This window comes from Pseudomonas sp. TE3911, assembly GCF_054062775.1.
Window position 1 is genome coordinate 5,599,472 of the sequence record NZ_JBSSFP010000001.1, and the last position, 18,464, is coordinate 5,617,935.

Below are 18,464 nucleotides of genomic sequence, written 5' to 3' on the forward strand. Positions count from 1 at the left end.
TTTCGTTTCTGGTGTCTGAATTTTTTGCGCAGCGGAATAAATAAAGTCCAGCTGTGACTACCGAGTTTTGGCAAAATGCCATCAGTCAGGCGTTCTGCGTGCCGAAGTTTTTATAGGATGAAGGGTCGATGAGTAAAGTCAGTGTATTGGTGGTGGATGACGCCTCGTTTATCCGCGATCTGGTGAAGAAGTGCCTGCGCAACTACTTCCCCGGGATCAAGCTTGAAGATGCGGTGAACGGCAAGAAGGCCCAGACCATACTGATGCGCGAGAGCTTCGACCTGGTGCTGTGCGACTGGGAAATGCCGGAGATGTCCGGCCTGGAGCTGTTGACCTGGTGCCGTGAGCAACCGCACCTCAAGGCCATGCCGTTTGTGATGGTGACCAGCCGGGGCGACAAAGAGAACGTAGTGCAGGCGATCCAGGCCGGGGTTTCTGGTTACGTCAGCAAACCGTTCACTAACGAGCAACTGCTGAACAAGGTCAAACAGGCCCTGCACAAGGTCGGTCGCCTCGACGCCCTGGTTGCCAGCGCGCCGACCAAAATGAACTCGGCCTTCGGCAACGATTCCCTGAGCGCCCTGACGGGCGGCAAGCCTGAAGCGTTGCGTTCGGCCCCCGTTGCAGCTGCGGCGTCAGCGCCCAGCAAAGGCCTGCTCAACAGCCCGCCAGTGCAAGCCCCTTCCGCCGCGCCGGCCGCCGGTCGTGGCCAGGGTCAACTGCGGCTGTCCAGCGGCACTCAGCAATGTGTCATCAAAGCGCTGAGCATCAAGGAGGCGCTGCTGGTAGTGCGTCGCACTGAAGTCCTGCCTCAGGTGCTGGAAAGTGCGGTGCTCGACCTTGAGCAAGGCGACAACGCCGAGGTGGCCCGTCTCAACGGCTACCTGCACGCCATCGTCGCCTTCGAGCCCAAGCCCGACAGCGACTGGCTGCAACTGACCTTCCGGTTTATTGACCAGGATGCGCAGAAACTCGACTACATCTCCCGCCTGATTGCGCGCGGTACGGCTCAGAAGCATTTTGTGCCGGGTGCCTGACCCTTTAAGGTTCAGCTCACCACAAGATTGTCATTATCCCTTGCTAACCTGCCGCTCAGTCATCCCGGCAGGTTCGCGCCATGCTCCTTCGTCTTTTGATCTGCTGCGGGTTGGCCACGGTCACCACCTCGACCTTGGCCATGACCCTCTACAAATCCACTGACGCCAATGGCGTGGTGTTTTTCAGCGACCGGCAAACCCCCGGCGCCCAGGCGTTTGTGATCCAGGAGCGCAAGGTCGAGCGTCCAGTGCTCGACAGGCCAACCCCCCGTTATCGACCCCAAGCCTACCGCTACCCCTTGCCCTGGCGCGGCGGTCCGTTCCGCTTGACCCAAGGTCCCAGCGGCAGCTTCAGTCACACCGACGTCAAGAGCCGCTACGCCATGGACATCGCCATGCCCGAAGGCACGCCGATCATCGCCGCGCGCAGTGGCGTGGTAGTGAAGACCGAGAACGAGCAGGCCGGGCGGGGCAATGATGCATCGGGGAATTTCGTGCGGGTGCAGCATGATGACGGCACCGAGGGGGTGTACCTGCATCTGAAGCAAGGGTCGGTCAGTGTGAGGGTAGGGCAGCGCGTGGCGGTGGGGAGCCCGCTGGCGTTGTCGGGCAATACCGGCAACAGCAGCGGGCCGCACCTGCACTTTGTGGTACAGCGCGCCACCGAGGCAGGGCTGGTGTCGATCCCGTATGAGTTCAACCAGCCGGTTGGCGCATTGCCCAACTTTGCGTTGGGCAATTGAGGGTCAATCGAGCATCAATACCTTGGCCAGTACGATCTTCGGTCCTTTCATCTTCTTGATGATGATCCGCAGGCCTTCAACCTCCAGCACTTCTTCCTCTTCCGGCACCCGTTTCAGGGTTTCGTAGACCAGGCCGGCCAGGGTTTCGGCTTCGATATGGTCCAGGTCGATGCCGAGCAGGCGTTCCACCTTGAACAACGGGGTATCGCCACGTACCAGCAGCTTGCCCGGCTGGTAGGCCAGGATGCCGCGTTCGGCCTTGCGGTGTTCGTCCTGGATATCGCCGACCAGCACTTCCAGCACGTCTTCCATGGTCAGGTAGCCGATGATGTTGCCGTCGGCCTCTTCGACCACGGCGAAGTGCGAGCCGCCTTTACGGAACTGCTCCAGCAACTGCGACAGCGGCATGTGGCGCGACACGCGCTCCAGCGGGCGAGTCAGCTCGGCCAGGTTGAACGACTCAGGGATATGGTCGAGTTCGGCCAGCTCCAGCAGCAAGTCCTTGATGTGCAGCAGGCCCACGAACTCCTGGCGGACGCTGTCGTACACCGGGTAGCGGCTGAACTTGTGGCGGCGGAACAGTGCGAGGATTTCCTTGAGCGGAGCGTTGAATTCCAGTGTCACTAGGTCTTCGCGCGAGTTGGCCCAGTCGACCACTTCCAGTTCGCCCATTTCCACGGCCGAGGCCAATACGCGCATGCCTTGGTCGCTAGGGTCCTGGCCACGGCTGGAGTGCAGGATCAGCTTGAGTTCTTCGCGGCTGTAATGGTGCTCATGGTGCGGGCCGGGCTCGCCTTGGCCAGCGATGCGCAGGATCGCGTTGGCGCTGGCGTTGAGCAGGTAGATGGCCGGGTACATGGCCCAGTAGAACAAGTACAGCGGCACCGCCGTCCACAGCGACAGCAACTCGGGTTTGCGAATGGCCCAGGATTTGGGCGCCAGCTCACCGACCACGATGTGCAGGTAGGAAATCACGAAGAACGCCGCAAAGAACGACACGCCCTTGATCACTTCCGGCGATTCGACGCCCACGGCGGCCAACATCGGTTCAAGGATGTGGGCAAACGCCGGCTCACCGACCCAACCCAGGCCCAGGGAGGCGAGGGTGATACCCAGCTGGCAGGCCGACAGGTAAGCGTCGAGCTGGCTGTGTACGGTACGCAGGATCTGTCCACGCCAGCCGTTGGTGTGGGCGATGGCCTCGACTCGGGTGGAGCGCAACTTGACCATGGCAAATTCCGCCGCAACGAAAAAACCGTTGAGCAGTACCAGGATCAGAGCAAAAAGAATCATGCCGAAGTCGGCGAAGAGTGTAGAGAGGGTGATACCAGGGGAAGGGTCCATGATTGGGTTTTGCAGGTTCCATGTGTTCAATAAGGGGTGACAGGCAGGCCCGAGAGGCAGGCGCAAGTCGGCCAATGTAGCGGCTGGCGGGGCGCTTGCCTAGTACCCGCTGCCGGGCGGGGGCGGAATACGGCCTCCAAAATGATGCAAGTCTACTGTGGGAGGGAGCTTGCCCCCGATAGGAGCGGATCAGTTACAGATAACTTAACTGACGCACCGCCATCGGGGGCGAGCCCCCTCCCACATTATCTTTGTGTCGTCTTCGGGTTATTCATCTGCGGCGATCGCCCGCGAACGCGTCACCTGCGCCGGCGGAAAATGGCAGGTAAAGGTGCTGCCATGTCCCAGCACGCTGCTGATTTCCAGGCGCGCTCGGTGGCGCAGCAGCACATGCTTGACGATGGCAAGGCCCAGCCCGGTGCCGCCGGTGTTGGAGTTGCGGCTGGAGTCGACACGGTAGAAACGCTCGGTCAGGCGAGGCAAGTGCTTGGCGTCGATGCCGATGCCGGAGTCCTGCACGCTCAGGTGCGCGCCTTGCTCGTCGGCCCACCAGCGGATGCGGATGGCGCCTTTGTCCTGCGTGTACTTCACGGCGTTGAACACCAGGTTGGAGAACGCGCTACGCAATTCGCCTTCGCTGCCCTTGAGCAACACCTGTGGATCGGCTTCCAGGCTGATCTGCTGCCCGCGCTCGCCGGAAAGGGCCTGCGCGTCATTCTTGATGGTCTGCAACAGGCTTTGCACCGCCACCGGATGATTGTCCGAGGGGTAATCGGTGGCTTCAAGCTTGGCCAGCAACAGCAGGTCGTTGAGCAGGGTCTGCATGCGCGAGCCTTGTTGCTGCATCTGCTGCAGGGCACGGCTCCAGCGTGGGTTGATCTCGTCGACGTTATCCAGCAGCGTCTCCAGATAGCCGCAGATCACCGTCAACGGCGTGCGCAGTTCATGGGAGACGTTGGCGACGAAGTCTTTGCGCATCTGCTCCAGTTGGTGGATGCGCGTTACGTCGCGAACCAGCATCAGGTGCTCGTTGTTGCCATAGCGCGTCAGGTACAGCTGGATGCGCACACGGTCGTTGGTCGGCGAGGGGATTTCCAAGGCTTCTTCGTAGTTGTCCTGCTCGAAGTATTCCTTGAAGCGCGGGTGGCGTACCAAGTTGGTCACCGGCTGGCCGCTGTCCTGGGGCGTTTTGAGGCCCAGCAAGGTCTCGGCGGCACGGTTCCACCATTCCAGGTTCCCGTCGCTGTCGAGCATGATCACCGCGTCCTTGAGCGCGGCGGTGGACTCCTGCACCCGGTCGATCACCGCTTGCAGGCGACCGCGTACCCGTTGGTCGCGGCGTTGCAGGTGGTAAATACTGTCGAACACCTCGCCCCACAGGCCGTAGCCGTCGGGTGGTGCTTCGTCGGGTTTGTGCTGGCCCAGCCATTCGTGCAGACGCAGCAGTTGCTTGAGGGTCCAACCCAAGTACAGGCCGATGCCGATGGCCAGGCTCCAGCCGTAGTAGCCGCTGATCAGCCCGACCAACAGGCAGCCGGTGATCAAAAGAAGCATGTGGCGGATCAGGGTGCCATGCCAGTTTTGGTTCACTTAAACATGCGTCCTTGTCAGCTGTTAAGGAAGTAGAAGGGTTGGCTCAGCTTTTGGTGGAGAACCGGTAGCCAGTGCCGCGCACGGTTTGTACCAGATTCTCGTAGGCGTCGCCCAAGGCTTTGCGCAGGCGGCGGATATGCACGTCAACGGTGCGCTCCTCCACATACACATTGCCGCCCCACACCTGGTCCAGCAGCTGGCCACGGGTGTAGGCGCGTTCCTGGTGGGTCATGAAAAATTGCAGCAGGCGGTATTCGGTCGGGCCCATCTCGGCCGGTGTGCCGTCGATGGTGACGCGGTGGCTGATCGGGTCGAGAATCAGACCGCCGACTTCAATCGGCGCTTCGCCATCGGTCGGGCCGGCGCGGCGCAATACCGCCTTCAGGCGCGCTACCAACTCCCGTGGGGAAAAGGGTTTGGTGATGTAGTCATCAGCGCCCACTTCCAGGCCCTGAATCTTGTTGTCCTCTTCGCCCTTGGCGGTGAGCATGATGATCGGAATATCCCCGGTCAGTTCATCACGCTTGAGGCGGCGGGCCAGTTCGATGCCGGAAGTGCCAGGCAGCATCCAATCCAGCAGGATCAGGTCCGGCTTACGGTCGACGATAATGGCATGGGCCTGCTGGGAGTTCTCAGCCTCCAGGCAGTCATAGCCGGCCATTTCCAACGCAACGGCGATCATCTCGCGGATGGGCGCTTCGTCGTCAACAATCAGAATGCTCCTGCCAACCATGCTCAAAAATCCTCTTGTCATTTAACTGTCTTGCGCCGCATTAGATAACGGAATTATTGCAGTCGTGTGACAGTAATTTAGTCGCTTGGGCAAATCACGGCACTCTGGACTACCCTTTGGGTCCGAATCCTGACAACCACAAAAGGAAGGTTCCTATGACTTACCGTACTGTTTCCTGGAAAGCCCTGCTGGTAACGGCCGCGTTGACGCTGCCGACCCTGGCGTTCGCGGCGGAGCCGGCGATGACCAAAGACGGGATGCTGGTGGATCACAAGGAAATGACGCTCTATACCTTTGCCAAGGATGCCGATGGCAAATCCATGTGCAACGACAAGTGCGCGACTAACTGGCCACCGTTGATGGCTGAGTCCACCGACAAGCCAATGGGCAAATGGACTGTGATCACCCGTGATGACCAAAAGAGCCAGTGGGCCTACAACGGTAAGCCGCTCTATACCTTCGTCATGGATAAAAAGGCCGGCGACATGACCGGCGACGGCAAAATGGACGGCGCCTGGCAAGTCGCCAAGCCCTGATTCAGGCCACTCTCGGTGAGGGGCCTGGCCCCTCATCGAAACCCGTAATCCGCCACAATCCCAACAAAAATCGCCAACCCGGCCCAGTGGTTGTGCAAAAACGCTTTGAAGCATTTCAGGCGGTCCCGGTCGCGGGTGTACCAGAACTCCCAAGCGAAACACCCCGCCGCAGCTAGCAGCCCCAGATGGAACCATCCGCCCAACTCAAACCGCGTCCCCGCCAGCAATAGGCACACCAGCGCCAGGCTTTGCAGGGTCAGGATGATCACGCGGTCGGCATCGCCAAACAGGATCGCGGTGGATTTCACACCAATCTTCAGGTCGTCGTCACGGTCGGTCATCGCGTAATACGTGTCGTAGCCTACCGTCCACAGCAGGTTGGCGATGTACAACAGCCACGCAGCTGCGGGCAGGCTGCCGGTCTCGGCGGTGAAGGCCATCGGCATCCCCCAGGAGAACGCCGCGCCCAGCACCACTTGCGGGTAATAGGTGTAGCGCTTCATGAACGGGTAGCTCGCCGCCAGCGCCAATCCCCCAAGGGATAACAGGATCGTGGTGGCGTTGGTCAGCAGCACCAGCAGGAAACTGATACCCATCAGCACCGCAAAAAACACCAGCGCCTCTTTGGAGCTGATCTTTCCGCTCACCAGCGGGCGCTGCTCGGTGCGCTTCACATGGCCATCGACCTTGCGGTCAGCCCAGTCATTGATCACACAGCCGCCCGCCCGGGTCAGCACCACGCCCAACACGAAAATCACAATATTGATGAAAGAGGGAGAACCCTTGCCCGCAATCCACAACGCCCAGAGTGTCGGCCATAGCAGCAAGTAAATGCCGATGGGCTTGTCCATCCGGGTCAACTGAATGAAGTCCCAGGCCCTCGGGTTCAGGCGGTTCAGGGATTTGAGCAGACGTTGGTACATCAGCAGTTCTCCGGATGTTCATGCAGCACGTGCCAGAAGTCCGGCAGGAAGATTTCCGCTACCAACACGCTTAGCGATCCACGATCAAAACGTGAGCGGCGTGCCCATAGCCCATCCGCCTGATCGGCTGTCGGCAGCCATTGCCGTGGGTAATGGCACACCTCGATTGCCTGGCGCGTGAAGGCTTGATCGCAGAACAGCAACTCGCCCAGGGAGCGGCTGCCCAGTTCATCCATGTGCAGCCCATCGCCCTGCAAGGCACTGCGCGCCGCCACGCTGCGGGCAAACACCCACGGCTGACCGTGCCCACGCAAATACACCTCGCGCACCCAGCCGACAGTGGCCGGGGCCAAGTCCAGGGCGGCGCACTCGTCGTCTCGCAGCGGCTGCCAGCCTTCGAACAGTGGCGTTACGCTGAAACCGTCGTTGGACAGCCGTGTCAGCCGCCGTGTCAGCGAGCCGTCATCGAACAGCCAATTGAGGGTCAATGGTGTAGGCAGAGGGCTCAAACGGCTCTGGATCAGCCATTGGCAAGCATCGGGGAGGGCGATTGAGTGCGGCACGGTGAGTCAGTATTGGCAGCAAAAGAGGCGGCGAGCTTACCATGGCACCCTGGGCTTTTGCCGGGCTCAACCGGCACCTTGCGTCGATCGCGCTTGCATCTGCCGGCCCCGATCAGTACAAAACGCCCTGAGCCGCGCGGCAACGCTGGATCCAACGACCGCCGGCCAAGACGCCTGAACCTGAGGAAGCAAGTAATGAAGAAGTGGCAATGTATCGTCTGTGGCCTTATCTACAACGAAGCCGACGGCTGGCCGGATGACGGCATTGCGCCCGGCACTCGTTGGGAAGATGTCCCTGCAGACTGGCTGTGCCCGGATTGCGGCGTGGGCAAAATGGATTTCGAAATGATCGAAATCGCTTAATCCCGAATTTAAGAAACGTACTACAAGGAGAATGGAATGAACGCACCTGTCGTGATCATCGGCACAGGATTGGCCGGTTATAACGTGGCCCGGGAGTTTCGCAAGCTCGACAGCGAAACCCCCTTGCTGCTGATCACCGCAGATGACGGGCGCTCCTACTCCAAGCCCATGCTCTCCACCGGCTTTGGCAAAAACAAGGAGGCCGACGGCCTTAGCATGGCTGAGCCGGGCGCCATGGCCGAGCAACTCAAGGCCGAAGTGCGAACTCACACCCGTGTCAGCGGCATCGACCCGGGCCACAAACGCCTGTGGATCGGCGAGGAAGCGGTGGTTTACCGTGACCTCATCCTGGCCTGGGGTGCAGAAACCGTACGCGTCCCGGTTGAAGGCGACGCGGCGGAACTGATTTTCCCGATCAACGACCTTGAAGACTACGCACGCTTTCGCGCTGCCGCTGCTGGCAAACGCCGCGTGCTGCTGCTCGGCGCCGGCCTGATCGGCTGTGAATTCGCCAATGACCTGATCCTTGGCGGGTATGAAATCGACCTGGTCGCTCCGTGCGAGCAAGTGATGCCAACCCTGCTGCACCCGGCAGCCGCTGCCGCTGTACAAGCTGGCTTGGAAGGCCTGGGGGCGCGTTTCCACCTGGGGCCGGTGCTCAACCGCCTGCAGCGCACGGCGGACGGGCTGGAAGCGCACCTTTCTGACGGTGAAGTGATCCCCTGCGATCTGGTCGTTTCGGCCATCGGCCTGCGCCCACGTATCGACCTGGCTGCCGCCGCGGGCCTGCAAATCAACCGTGGGATCATGGTGGACCGTCACCTCAAGACCTCCCACGCCAACATCTACGCCCTGGGCGACTGCGCTGAGGTCGACGGCCTGAACCTGCTGTACGTCATGCCTCTGATGACCTGCGCCCGCGCTCTGGCCCAAACCCTGGCCGGCAATGCCACCGCCGTCAGCTACGGCCCGATGCCCGTCACCGTGAAAACCCCGGTCTGCCCGCTGGTGGTTTCGCCGCCGCCAAGGGGCACCGAAGGCGTCTGGAGCGTCGAAGGCCAGGGCGCCGACATCAAGGCCCTGTGCCGCGACGCCAGCGGTCGCCTGCTGGGTTATGCGCTGACGGGCACGGCGGTGATGGAAAAACTGGCCCTCAACAAAGAACTTCCGCCTTTACTGGCGTAAATGCCGGTCGTTCTGTCGGAATTAGCACATTCCTACCCTCAGAAAGGTCGCCGCGAGACTGGCGGAGCGTGCGAGGGCATGCCATCCTCACTCCCGTCTGCCGCAGAGTAGAGCCTGCGGCGCTTTGGGCGCTGCTCCAGAAGAGAGCAGCACGGACATAACAACAAAAAACCGTCAAAGAGGCTTCACACATGCGTAAACCAGAACTCGCAGCCGCCATCGCTGAAAAAGCAGATCTCACCAAAGAACAGGCCAACCGCGTCCTCAACGCCGTTCTCGAAGAAATCACCGGCGCCCTGCACCGCAAGGACAGCGTCACCCTGGTTGGCTTCGGCACCTTCCTGCAACGCCATCGTGGCGCCCGCACCGGCAAAAACCCGCAAACCGGTGAGCCTGTGAAAATCAAGGCGAGCAATACCGTTGCATTCAAGCCGGGTAAATCGCTTAAAGACACCGTTAACGCGTAATTGCAGTACCGTCTCGACAGGGGGCGGGGTGGTATAAAAAATGGGCACGCCGACTGGGTTGGGTGCCCATTTTTTGTGGGGACGTACCATCCGGCTATGTTGAACAGCGCCAGCATACGGGGCGCGGACCTATCTACCCGAACAAGTGCAACGCTTCTATCCGTTTGTGAGCTCACTCATAAACTCTTCAAATGATTCGCAAACAAATGCAAGCTCCTCTTCGTCCATCAAGTAAATATAAATGTATCCAAAGTCATTCTCCTTTACTGACAGGAGAAATGAGTTTCCGACCCTGTCATAAGCAAAGGGGATCATTTGTTTTAGCGATGGAATATCGTCAGTTAAATCTCTATAGATCGTTTCGACAGGTGCGTCACCATATTTGATAGGTGTAAAACCGCCCAAAAAAAAATCATTGTCGTCATTGCTGTCGGATAGATCACCGCCATTATGCTTTAGATAAAACTGTCTAAAGGCCGTCGGTAATTGCACGTGGAATATTTCTTGGAACTCGTTCAGTTCCTGTACAGAAAGAGCCTGTTTGGAGTCTTCAAGTTTCAGCCGCATTTGGGCGCTCCCTTTGTTCTACTCTTAAAGCGACCTGGGTGGGTGTAAGCCTTGCCTGTCGCTGCTTTGTATTGGGCGGCACCACCTTTATGGGTTATGCCGTTATGAGCATCTTTTTTAATTAGTTGCATAGTGCCTTTGTTGGTCTCCGGGTCGTAATCATCCAGGTGGTGCCAGACATGCCCGGCCGGTGCGCGCTTTTGATTCAATTTTGCCGCTTTGTTGGCGAGCTCTTCGTCTTTTTGATAGTCACCAGTGTATTCAATTCTGACAATTGGATTAACACCGGGTTTTTTATTGTAAAGCGCATTGCTGTTTGAATAGTCGAGCCCTCCGCCGGGGGTCTTCGTAACGCCTGTGTAGCCGCGATCTTTCAGTTTTACCAGCGGGTCAACTGCGAGTCCCAGAGGGTCAGCATAGCCGACAGGGTTAGGTGCATAAGTGTAGAAATTGAGGCCTCCAGCCAAACCTATCGGGTCGGGAGTGGTAAAGCGGCCTATGTCGGGATCGTAGAAGCGTCGGGTGTTGTAGTGCAATCCGATCTCACGATCCAGATACTGCCCCTGAAACCTTAGGTTCTGCTCTTCAATAAAGTAAGGCTCCCGCACCTCCTCCACGGTATTGCCCCACACCCGATAAGTCGCCTGCCACAGGGTGTGCCCATCAGCCTCTGTCAGTTGCTCCGGCAGGCCGTTGAGATCGTTGTGGTAGTAGCGAATTTTTTGCAGCTCCCCGATGCCATCGACGCGGGCCAGGGGTTGGTAGCCTTCGTCTTCATAGACGTAAAGGCTGGTCTGGCTGTGCTTTTGCTCCTGTAACAGACGCAAGCCGTCCCACAGGAACTGGGTTTCGCTCAGTGGATAACCATTGCTGCCGTGTTCGGTCTTGCCGATGCGCCGGCCCAGTGGGTCGTAGGCCATGCGCACTACGCTGCCGCCTTCATTACGCACTTCAATCAGCCGGCTTTCGGCGTCGTACGCAAAGTGTTGTACGCCTCGGGCGCCGCTGCGTTTTTCGATCATCCGCCCAAACGCGTCATAGCGATAACGTTTGTCCTGATAGGTCAGCAGCTTGTTATGCGCCACCAACCCGGCAGCGGCCTGCGGGCCGTCGAGCAGGTTGGCGGCGGCGTCGTAGGCGAAGGTTTCGCGTTGGCCGTGCAGGCTGTCCTGGCTGGCGATGATGCGGCCGGTGGCGTCGTAATGCAGCAGTTGGCGATGCTGCGTGGTGGGTTGCTGGTCGAGTTTGCCAATCAGGTTGTCGGCGGGGTCGTATTCGAAGTGCTTCTGTATCGCCGCCGGTACCAACGCCGGCTGGCTGGTGTGGCGGCGTTGGCGTGAGCGCAGGCGGCCGCTGCGGTCGTACTCGCTGCGGGTGCTGATCTGGCCTTGGGTGCGCAGTACTTCACGGTGCAGGCGGTCGCGCTCAAAGTCACTGATGACGTGGCCGTCGAGGTTGATCTGATGCAGATGACCACTGTCGTAATGTAGGCGATTGATCCAGCGCCCATCGGGCAGTTTGCTTTGGATCAGGTTCCCCAGTTCGTCGTAGTGATTTTGCAACGAGCCCGCTTGGCTCCGTTCTTCCAGCATTTACCCGAGAGCGTCGTACGAGACCCCCAGTGTCTGTGAATGACCGCTCGTGTCCATGAAGTGGACGCCAGTCAGTTGGTCCAACACATCGTAGGTGTATTGGGTGTGACCATCATCTGTCACCTTGGCGCTCAAGCGCCCCATTGCATCACGCTTGAGTCGATGAATAATGGGTTTTACAGCTATTTCCGGTACCAGCCCAATGGTGCTATGGCCGGCAGGATCCGTGTCAAAGAACAGGCCAACCGCGTCCTCAACGCCGTTCTCGAAGAAATCACCGGCGCCCTGCACCGCAAGGACAGCGTCACCCTGGTTGGCTTTGGCACCTTCCTGCGACGCCGTCGTGGCGCCCGCACCGGCAAAAACCCGCAAACCGGTGAGCCTGTGAAAATCAAGGCGAGCAATACCGTTGCATTCAAACCGGGTAAATCGCTGAAAGACACTGTTAACGCGTAATTGCAGTACCGTCTCGACAGGGGGCGGGGGTGGTAGAAAAAATGGGCACGCCGACTGGGTTGGGTGCCCATTTTTTAATGCTTCAAACCACCTAAACACTGCTTGTCTATCTCAACGGCAAAGGCAGTCGTCGGGTTAAAGGCCTGAGGCTTTCACGATCGTTCCAGAGCCCCGGAAAGACTTCATATTTCAAATCATCCCGGTTAACACCGGTATCGAAGTAGCGACACAGTCTGTCGCTGAGGTCCTCATCTCCCCACATATTGGTCAACTCATACTTTTCGATAATGTCGCGACTGTCCGAAAGTTGCAGATCTTCCTTTAGTGCAGGTACCAGGCTGTAGTCAGCATCGCAGTCGATGCCGAGGTCAACAAGATCAGCATCTCGAAACGGAAAGCCACCCTCAAAGCTGACGTGGGGCCTGAGCCAATAACGCTCATGATCCGAAAGGCTAAATGGCGTGACGGAAATTAGTTTTTCCGTTGCCAATCTCTGGGTCACCACCTTGCCGACAAAACCACTGAACAGGATCATACTGTTGTCCAGCGCAAGATCGGTCCAGACGCCGTCCACGCTTCTCACATCGTAGAAGCGCATGACGGAGTTCTTGATCATCTGGCCTACGGTGTATAAGTCATCTCGCAATTTGAGGCTGACTAGATCGCCTTCCTTCCAGAGGATGCGCTTGGCCATGGGCCCACTCCATTTTCAATAGTCATTGATGATATTCACGAGCAGCGGCCTGCTCGCGCACCTCTGCTTTTGCCGGCGACTTTGACAGGGGCTTTGCCCTTGGTTTTATTCGCGGCTTTTATGCGTTTATCCAGTGCTTTGCCTGAGTCTGTCTGAGACAAATGTTTATCCGCCGCAGCCAGGTATTCTTTCCTTCGGCCATTTCCTTTGCCGACCGGGTTTTGTGCGTTGGCGGTTCCATCTTTTCCTCCCAAGCCTTCATACACTCGTTGTTCCAGCCCTCGTGTAGTGTCCTTGCCATCCTGGCCGTAGGCGGTATGCAGGACTTGAGGTGCTTGGCCGCCAAAGCGATCGAAATTTGACCCGTAGCGATAGTTCAATACGTCTGAACCTACCTGTTTGCCTTGCATGCTGGCATAACCGACATAAGGTTTGCCGGTCGCTTTGTCGACGCCCAGGTAGGTGATATGAGTCGCTGTGGTTGGACTGCCTGCCAGCCCCCACGCATCACACCAGCCCATCGGATTAGGCCCGTACTGATAGAGGTTCAAGCCACCGGCGAGTCCTATGGGGTCCGGCGTGATAAACCGACCTATATCGGGGTCGTAAAACCTGAACGTGTTGTAGTGCAAACCGGTTTCCCGGTCCAAGTATTGCCCCTGAAACCTCAAGTTCTGTTCTTCGATGTAAGAAGACTCTCTGGTTTCCTCAGCAGTATTACCCCAAGCGTAATAACTGGCCTGCCATACGCGGTGCCCATCGTGGTCCGTCAATTCGTGCGGCAGTCCGTTAGGATCGTTGTGGTAGTACCTGATTCTTTGCAGTGGGCCGAGGCCATCAACACGTGCCAGTGCTTCATAGCTCCCATCTTCATAAAGATAAAGGCTGGTCTGGTTATTACGGTGCTCTTGTATCAGTTGCAACCCGTCCCAGACAAAACGAGTGGTACCAAGCGTATTACCGTTGCTGTTTTGTTCGGTTTTTGTAATCCGACGACCTAAAGGGTCGTAGGTCATTGTGATGACAGTTTCATTGGCGGCGTGCTGATTTCGTATTTCGATCACTCTGCTTTCAGCGTCGTACTTGAATAGTTGAACGGCGCGACGAGCACTACGTTTTTCAACCAGCCGACCGAAACTGTCATACCGGTAACGCTTGTCTTGGTAGGTTATTAATTTGTTATGTACCACCAGGCCTACACCCGGCCGGGGACCATCCAGAAGGTTGGCCGCTGCGTCATAAGCAAAGCTTTCCTGCGTCCCATGTATTGGATTCTGGCTGGCAATGATGCGATCAGTGGCGTCGTAGTGAAACGACTTTTGGTGTGCAATTCCTGTTTTTTGTTCGTGGCGGGCGATCAGGTTGTCGCTGGGATCAAAGTCGAAGTATGTCGAGCTCATTCCCGTCAGTGGTCGCGGCAGGGTACTTGGATACCGTACACGAGCGCGCAACCGCCCGCCCCGATCATATTCAGTGCGGGTGCTGATCTGACCTTGTGTGCGAAGTACTTCACGATGCAGGCGGTCCCGCTCGAAGTCACTGATGACTTGGCCATCGAGGTTGATCTGGTGCAAATGACCACTGCCGTAGTACAGACGGTTGATCCAGCGACCATCGGGTAATTGGGTCTGGGTCAGATTGCCCAATTCGTCATAGCGATGTTTCAAACTGCCGGCCGAGCTTTGCTCTTCGAGTGGCTGGCCGAGGGCGTCATAGCGATAACTCAATTTTTGTTCGTTGCCCTGGGCGTCCTTGAACGTGATTGCGATCAATTGATCCAGGAGATCGTATAAATAATCCGTGCGGCCATCGTCGGTGATTTTGACAACCAGGCGCCCGGCAGCGTCACGCTCCAAACAGTGAACAATAGGCTGTTCAGGGAGACCTGGCGCATTGCTGTCGTGAGTTGGTAAAGCAGTGACGCTGGTGATGCTGTTCAATGCATCGTAGTCATAGCGATGGGCGCTGCCATCTAGGTCGCGCTGCTCGACCAGGCGATCATTGGCATTCCACGTGAAACGATAACATTCGCCATTCTCGTTGGTCAGTGCTTGCAGCCGTGCGTAGCTGTCATAGCTGAATTGCACTTTGCGGCCGTGCGCATCCGTGCGCTGGCGAATGCGCCCGCGAGGGTTGTACTGATAATGAGTCGAGTGGCCTGACGGGTCGGTATGGACCGTCAATTGTCCACAGGCGTTGCGTTGAAAATACTCGATACGACCATCTGGCAACTGCTGGCTGAGCATCCTGCCCATCGTGTCGTATGTGAAGGTTGTTCGTTCCCCTAGCGGGTCGGTAATGACCTGCAAATAACCGCGCTCGTCATAACTGAAACGCGTCGGGTAACCCGAACAATCAATATGCTCAACCAACTGCCCGAACGGGTTCCAGCGCATCTTCTTGCTTTTGCCGGTGGCGTCGATGATCTCCACGACCTGGCCGTGATCGTCATAGCGGTAGCGGGTGACGTAGCCCAGCGGATCGGTTTCGGCGATGCAGTTGCCGCGCTGATCGTAGCGATACGCCCAGCTATTATCGGCGGCGTCGGTCTCCACCAGCGGCAGTGCCCAGTGCTCAAGCCACAAGGTCGAGTCGCTGCGGCCCAGCGGGTCGGTCTCGCCGATCAGGTTGCCGGCGTCGTCGTAGCTGTATGCAAAGCGCCCGCCCAGCGGGTCGGTGGCGCTGAGCAATTGGCGCTCGTCGTTCCACTCGAACCGCCAGGTTTGCCCGAGGTTATCGCAGTAGCGAACAATCTGGTGCTGGGTGTTCCAGTGGCGGCTACTGACGCGTTGCAAGCCGTCGGTAATCCGCGTGATACCGGCCTGCAAGTCATAGTCGAACTGGTAGGCGTCGCCTTCGTCGGTCCAGTGCCGGACCACGCGCCATTCCACGTCTTCAACCAAGGCCCATTCGTAGAAACAGCGCAGACCGGTCGGCAACTGGTGCTCGACCATGCGCCGGCCGGCATCGTAGCTGAAGCGCCGCTGCACCTGGCCGGTGGCGTCGCGTACTTCAGCCAGATTACCGGCGGCATCATAGCCATAGCTGACCAGTACTTCGCGGCGTTGATCGGGGTAAAGACGTTCGAGCCGCATCACGTGGCCTTGATCGCGGATCAACTCCACTTGCACCAAGTCGAACGTATCGCGCAGCCGGATCAGCCGCCCGGCTTCGTCGTAATCAACATGGATGCGGTTGTTGTTGCGGTTGCCGAGCTGCCTGAGGCGCAGCAAAGCCGGGTTGGCGGAAAGCTCAAATAAGCGATACAGACCGTCATCGCTTTCGATCAGCAACTGCCCGTTGAGGTGTCGCCGCACGGCCAGCCCTTCACCGGCGCTGAACACCGCGCCGCCCAGCGGAATACTGCCCATGTCGATAGGCCGGCCCTGTTCATCGGTGTAGACCAGCGTTTCGCCGCCCTCGGGATGGGGACGAATTTCGACGCACACCTCATACGGCACGCTCCAACCCGCACCGAACAAACCGCCCGTGCGTTCGTCACGGCTGTTGTAGAAACGCTGCCAATCAATCGGCAGGATGCCAGGCAGTACGAAATCCAGCTCATCATCGCCGCCCAACACCTTGGCGCCGGTGGCCGCATGCACCGGGTTCGACGAGCCCATCGCCGCGTTGGCCATGGCCCCCATCGCACTGCTCACGGCCATCGAGGTCGCGCCGCCGATCAACATGCACGGCAGCTTGCTGAAGAACTTGCCCTTGCCACCCTTGAGCATCAACAACGCCGTCACCGCCAGCCCCACACCCGGGGTCTTGCCGCTGCGAATCTCGCGCACCACCACCGAGCCGCCGCCGATGGTCACGTTCGATGAAATCAACCCGGACGACACCACGGTCGCATCGCACGTACTGCGATCACCACTGCGCACCGCCGGCTGGCCGTTGATCGTGACCTTGTTCGAGCCCTCGGCAAGGAACTGCGGTGGCATAGGTGGGTGCTTCATGCACACCACCAGGTCCAGCGGCTTGGGCACGGCGCCGGGAGCGGGGGTTGCCACTGTAGGACGCCACGTCTGCGAGAAGAAACTCTCGGCCATGTCCAGGTAGCTGGCTTCTGGCTCAGGCTCGGGTTCTTCCAGCTCGGTGCCGGCCGGCGCGACGTGGGAGCTGATCGCCCCGGCGGCACGGGCGGCGGGGATGTTGTTGGTGAGGGTGTCGGTGGAGCCCGTGAGAATGTTCGCCTGCACCGTGGGCGGGAACAGCGCATTGCTGAAGCTATCGCATAAATTCGTCAGACCTTTATCTGCCCCCGTCTTGCTCATGGCCAGGCCGACAATCGTGCCCACCACCGCGCCCAGCAGGAAGCAACCCAGCCCGCCAGTGGCGACGGTAATGCCGGTGGCCGCAACCACGGCCGCGGTCGCCACGGCGGTGATCGCGATATTGGCCGCCACCTCCAGCACACCGCCAAGGATGTCGGCCATCATCGAAGTGTGGGAAAGCGCATCCCCCATCCGGGCCGCCCATAGGGCATCAGACATAGGCTGCTCTGCTGGGCCAATCGGTGTTTAGCACGTTACCTTCCATAGTCACAGGATCCTTGTGTTTTAAGGCATACAGGTCAATGCGGTCTTCAGGCGCTTGATCAGGATAGGGTTGCCCAGACAATCCAATGGCCTTGACGGCGTAGCGGCTATAGCGAATATAAAATGTTGTAGAACACGGTTGGGCTATCGTTTATCGAGGAAAGATCGTGATCTGTCAGAATATTCCTGAAGCATTCTTTTTTGACAGACATCCGGCGAGAGACGATTGCTTGCACCACTTTTTCGAACACGGCTTTATCACGGGTATGCTTTTTAAGTCTCAATATTTCTTGAGGTTTATTTTTAATAATATAAAAGGCGTAGTTCATTAGGATGATGTTGGAAACAAAAAGATTGTGTGTGGATTGAAGTGGGTTGACCGTATCAACGATAGCGTCAAATAACGTTTGCCTGTCGTTAGCGTAAGCATGCAGAAATACATCTGGATACATGAATTCGCTGTGGCAATCATTAAATCGGAAACGATAATTCGTGTCGTTGGGTTTTGTCAGTAGTGTAATAATACTTTTTTGGTAGTCTTTTAAGACGCTAAAGATTACATTTTCTTTTCGGTCGTCGGCCTTGATTGCCTGATAAATCAGGTCAATAACGTCCAGTAGTGGGGTTGGCCCTAGAATATCTGCGTTTAGTATCAGTTTATTATTTTTGATGCTGAAACGCTTATAAATTTCGTCTTCAATGCTCAGTTCGAAAAGTAGGGATTTGAGTATGTGGTTTTTGAACTGTTCATTCGCATCGATCTGATTGTTTTTCAAAGTGATCAATTGAATTATATAGAAGAAGATAAAGTAGTCTTTATTGGTCCGTTGACGGTTGTCTATTTCAAGTAAATAACCGAAGCGTGACAGGACTGACAGGAGGGCATAACAGTCCGGTTCTGTGAAGCCGAGCTTCGACATGGCTTTTTCGAAGGTACTGATGGAAAACAGGTCATGCCAGCGGCTCACATAAAGCGTAGTCCCATTGAGCTTTCTGGCGGCGACAGAGAGTAGAGAAGGCTCATCTTCTTGGTAAAAAACATCACCGAACTCTGTCGGACATGGCCGGATGTTCAGGAAATTTTCAAGCTTGTATGAAAGGAGGTTGAACAGGTCCATTTTCCG

The 18,464-nt window shown here is 57.7% G+C and carries 16 protein-coding genes and 1 pseudogene; 7 read left to right on the top strand and 10 right to left on the bottom strand.

The features are described from left to right. Positions 1–128: 128 nt before the first annotated feature. Together ACVWXD_RS25360 and ACVWXD_RS25365 are read left to right on the top strand one after the other, a co-directional pair. Complete coding sequence (locus ACVWXD_RS25360; RefSeq protein WP_032884455.1) at positions 129–1,037, top strand: response regulator; 909 nt, start codon at positions 129–131, stop codon at positions 1,035–1,037. Positions 1,038–1,117: 80 nt separating this feature from the next. Then, a complete protein-coding gene (locus ACVWXD_RS25365) occupies positions 1,118–1,780 on the top strand; it encodes a M23 family metallopeptidase (protein WP_427583585.1) in 663 nt (220 codons plus the stop codon). Positions 1,781–1,783: 3 nt separating this feature from the next. Here the strand turns inward: ACVWXD_RS25365 and ACVWXD_RS25370 are convergent, their stop codons facing one another. The 3 genes from ACVWXD_RS25370 to phoB all read right to left on the bottom strand — a co-directional run bounded on the left by ACVWXD_RS25370 (position 1,784) and on the right by phoB (position 5,450). Next, positions 1,784–3,124: a hemolysin family protein gene (locus tag ACVWXD_RS25370; RefSeq protein WP_032884453.1), complete on the bottom strand. Its 1,341-nt coding sequence runs from the start codon at positions 3,122–3,124 to the stop codon at positions 1,784–1,786. A gap of 267 nt (positions 3,125–3,391) precedes the next feature. After that, entirely contained in the window at positions 3,392–4,678 is a 1,287-nt protein-coding gene (gene phoR / locus ACVWXD_RS25375; RefSeq protein WP_457371458.1) for a phosphate regulon sensor histidine kinase PhoR, read from the bottom strand. A gap of 82 nt (positions 4,679–4,760) precedes the next feature. After that, complete coding sequence (phoB, locus tag ACVWXD_RS25380; RefSeq protein ID WP_032884451.1) at positions 4,761–5,450, bottom strand: phosphate regulon transcriptional regulator PhoB; 690 nt, start codon at positions 5,448–5,450, stop codon at positions 4,761–4,763. A 155-nt stretch (positions 5,451–5,605) separates the two neighbouring features. Here phoB and ACVWXD_RS25385 point away from each other — a divergent pair, with 155 nt between their 5' ends. Next, positions 5,606–5,986, top strand: a complete 381-nt coding sequence (locus ACVWXD_RS25385; protein ID WP_095185229.1) for a COG4315 family predicted lipoprotein — start codon at positions 5,606–5,608, stop codon at positions 5,984–5,986. Between the two features lie 32 nt (positions 5,987–6,018). Here ACVWXD_RS25385 and ubiA read toward each other — a convergent pair whose 3' ends face one another. Beyond that, on the bottom strand, positions 6,019–6,909 hold the full coding sequence (ubiA, locus tag ACVWXD_RS25390) for a 4-hydroxybenzoate octaprenyltransferase (RefSeq protein WP_032884449.1): 891 nt from the start codon (positions 6,907–6,909) through the stop codon (positions 6,019–6,021). Then, positions 6,909–7,472, bottom strand: coding sequence for a chorismate lyase (locus ACVWXD_RS25395; protein ID WP_122681900.1), 564 nt, complete (start codon positions 7,470–7,472; stop codon positions 6,909–6,911). The genes ubiA and ACVWXD_RS25395 overlap by 1 nt, the downstream gene beginning before the upstream one ends. Before the next feature lie 195 nt (positions 7,473–7,667). On the opposite strand from ACVWXD_RS25395, the gene ACVWXD_RS25400 reads away from it, so the two are divergent. The 3 genes from ACVWXD_RS25400 to ACVWXD_RS25410 all read left to right on the top strand — a co-directional run bounded on the left by ACVWXD_RS25400 (position 7,668) and on the right by ACVWXD_RS25410 (position 9,487). Beyond that, positions 7,668–7,835 carry a rubredoxin gene (locus ACVWXD_RS25400; protein ID WP_032884447.1) on the top strand — a complete coding sequence of 56 codons (168 nt, stop codon included), beginning with the start codon at positions 7,668–7,670 and terminating at the stop codon, positions 7,833–7,835. Positions 7,836–7,871: 36 nt separating this feature from the next. Then, positions 7,872–9,020, top strand: coding sequence for an NAD(P)/FAD-dependent oxidoreductase (locus tag ACVWXD_RS25405; RefSeq protein WP_032884446.1), 1,149 nt, complete (start codon positions 7,872–7,874; stop codon positions 9,018–9,020). A 191-nt stretch (positions 9,021–9,211) separates the two neighbouring features. After that, positions 9,212–9,487 carry an HU family DNA-binding protein gene (locus tag ACVWXD_RS25410; protein WP_003176958.1) on the top strand — a complete coding sequence of 92 codons (276 nt, stop codon included), beginning with the start codon at positions 9,212–9,214 and terminating at the stop codon, positions 9,485–9,487. A 156-nt stretch (positions 9,488–9,643) separates the two neighbouring features. On the opposite strand, the gene ACVWXD_RS25415 is transcribed toward ACVWXD_RS25410, so the two are convergent. Continuing rightward, positions 9,644–10,054: an SMI1/KNR4 family protein gene (locus tag ACVWXD_RS25415; protein WP_032884445.1), complete on the bottom strand. Its 411-nt coding sequence runs from the start codon at positions 10,052–10,054 to the stop codon at positions 9,644–9,646. Further along, positions 10,045–11,841 (bottom strand): annotated as a pseudogene (locus ACVWXD_RS25420) (RHS repeat-associated core domain-containing protein); the annotation flags it as partial. The pseudogene ACVWXD_RS25420 and the gene ACVWXD_RS25415, both read right to left, overlap by 10 nt. 15 nt (positions 11,842–11,856) lie before the next feature. Between ACVWXD_RS25420 and ACVWXD_RS25425 the strand changes: the two are divergent. Continuing rightward, positions 11,857–12,102 carry an HU family DNA-binding protein gene (locus ACVWXD_RS25425; RefSeq protein ID WP_401380696.1) on the top strand — a complete coding sequence of 82 codons (246 nt, stop codon included), beginning with the start codon at positions 11,857–11,859 and terminating at the stop codon, positions 12,100–12,102. Positions 12,103–12,208: 106 nt separating this feature from the next. On the opposite strand, the gene ACVWXD_RS25430 is transcribed toward ACVWXD_RS25425, so the two are convergent. The 3 genes from ACVWXD_RS25430 to ACVWXD_RS25440 all read right to left on the bottom strand — a co-directional run bounded on the left by ACVWXD_RS25430 (position 12,209) and on the right by ACVWXD_RS25440 (position 18,458). Then, positions 12,209–12,796, bottom strand: a complete 588-nt coding sequence (locus ACVWXD_RS25430; protein ID WP_401380698.1) for a hypothetical protein — start codon at positions 12,794–12,796, stop codon at positions 12,209–12,211. Between the two features lie 35 nt (positions 12,797–12,831). Further along, positions 12,832–17,295, bottom strand: a complete 4,464-nt coding sequence (locus tag ACVWXD_RS25435) for an RHS repeat-associated core domain-containing protein (protein ID WP_457371459.1) — start codon at positions 17,293–17,295, stop codon at positions 12,832–12,834. A 152-nt stretch (positions 17,296–17,447) separates the two neighbouring features. After that, on the bottom strand, positions 17,448–18,458 hold the full coding sequence (locus ACVWXD_RS25440; protein WP_339482861.1) for a hypothetical protein: 1,011 nt from the start codon (positions 18,456–18,458) through the stop codon (positions 17,448–17,450). Between the last annotated feature and the right edge of the window lie 6 nt (positions 18,459–18,464).

Bases quoted from the DNA above. Each gene is read 5' to 3' on its own strand.
- ACVWXD_RS25435 (WP_457371459.1), bottom strand. From the start codon at position 17,295: ATGTCTGATGCCCTATGGGCGGCCCGGATGGGGGATGCGCTTTCCCAC.
- ubiA (WP_032884449.1), bottom strand. From the start codon at position 6,909: ATGTACCAACGTCTGCTCAAATCCCTGAACCGCCTGAACCCGAGGGCC.
- ACVWXD_RS25400 (WP_032884447.1), top strand. From the start codon at position 7,668: ATGAAGAAGTGGCAATGTATCGTCTGTGGCCTTATCTACAACGAAGCC.
- ACVWXD_RS25370 (WP_032884453.1), bottom strand. From the start codon at position 3,124: ATGGACCCTTCCCCTGGTATCACCCTCTCTACACTCTTCGCCGACTTC.
- ACVWXD_RS25365 (WP_427583585.1), top strand. From the start codon at position 1,118: ATGCTCCTTCGTCTTTTGATCTGCTGCGGGTTGGCCACGGTCACCACC.
- ACVWXD_RS25360 (WP_032884455.1), top strand. From the start codon at position 129: ATGAGTAAAGTCAGTGTATTGGTGGTGGATGACGCCTCGTTTATCCGC.
- phoB (WP_032884451.1), bottom strand. From the start codon at position 5,450: ATGGTTGGCAGGAGCATTCTGATTGTTGACGACGAAGCGCCCATCCGC.
- ACVWXD_RS25430 (WP_401380698.1), bottom strand. From the start codon at position 12,796: ATGGCCAAGCGCATCCTCTGGAAGGAAGGCGATCTAGTCAGCCTCAAA.
- ACVWXD_RS25425 (WP_401380696.1), top strand. From the start codon at position 11,857: ATGGCCGGCAGGATCCGTGTCAAAGAACAGGCCAACCGCGTCCTCAAC.
- ACVWXD_RS25385 (WP_095185229.1), top strand. From the start codon at position 5,606: ATGACTTACCGTACTGTTTCCTGGAAAGCCCTGCTGGTAACGGCCGCG.
- phoR (WP_457371458.1), bottom strand. From the start codon at position 4,678: ATGCTTCTTTTGATCACCGGCTGCCTGTTGGTCGGGCTGATCAGCGGC.
- ACVWXD_RS25415 (WP_032884445.1), bottom strand. From the start codon at position 10,054: ATGCGGCTGAAACTTGAAGACTCCAAACAGGCTCTTTCTGTACAGGAA.
- ACVWXD_RS25405 (WP_032884446.1), top strand. From the start codon at position 7,872: ATGAACGCACCTGTCGTGATCATCGGCACAGGATTGGCCGGTTATAAC.
- ACVWXD_RS25410 (WP_003176958.1), top strand. From the start codon at position 9,212: ATGCGTAAACCAGAACTCGCAGCCGCCATCGCTGAAAAAGCAGATCTC.
- ACVWXD_RS25440 (WP_339482861.1), bottom strand. From the start codon at position 18,458: ATGGACCTGTTCAACCTCCTTTCATACAAGCTTGAAAATTTCCTGAAC.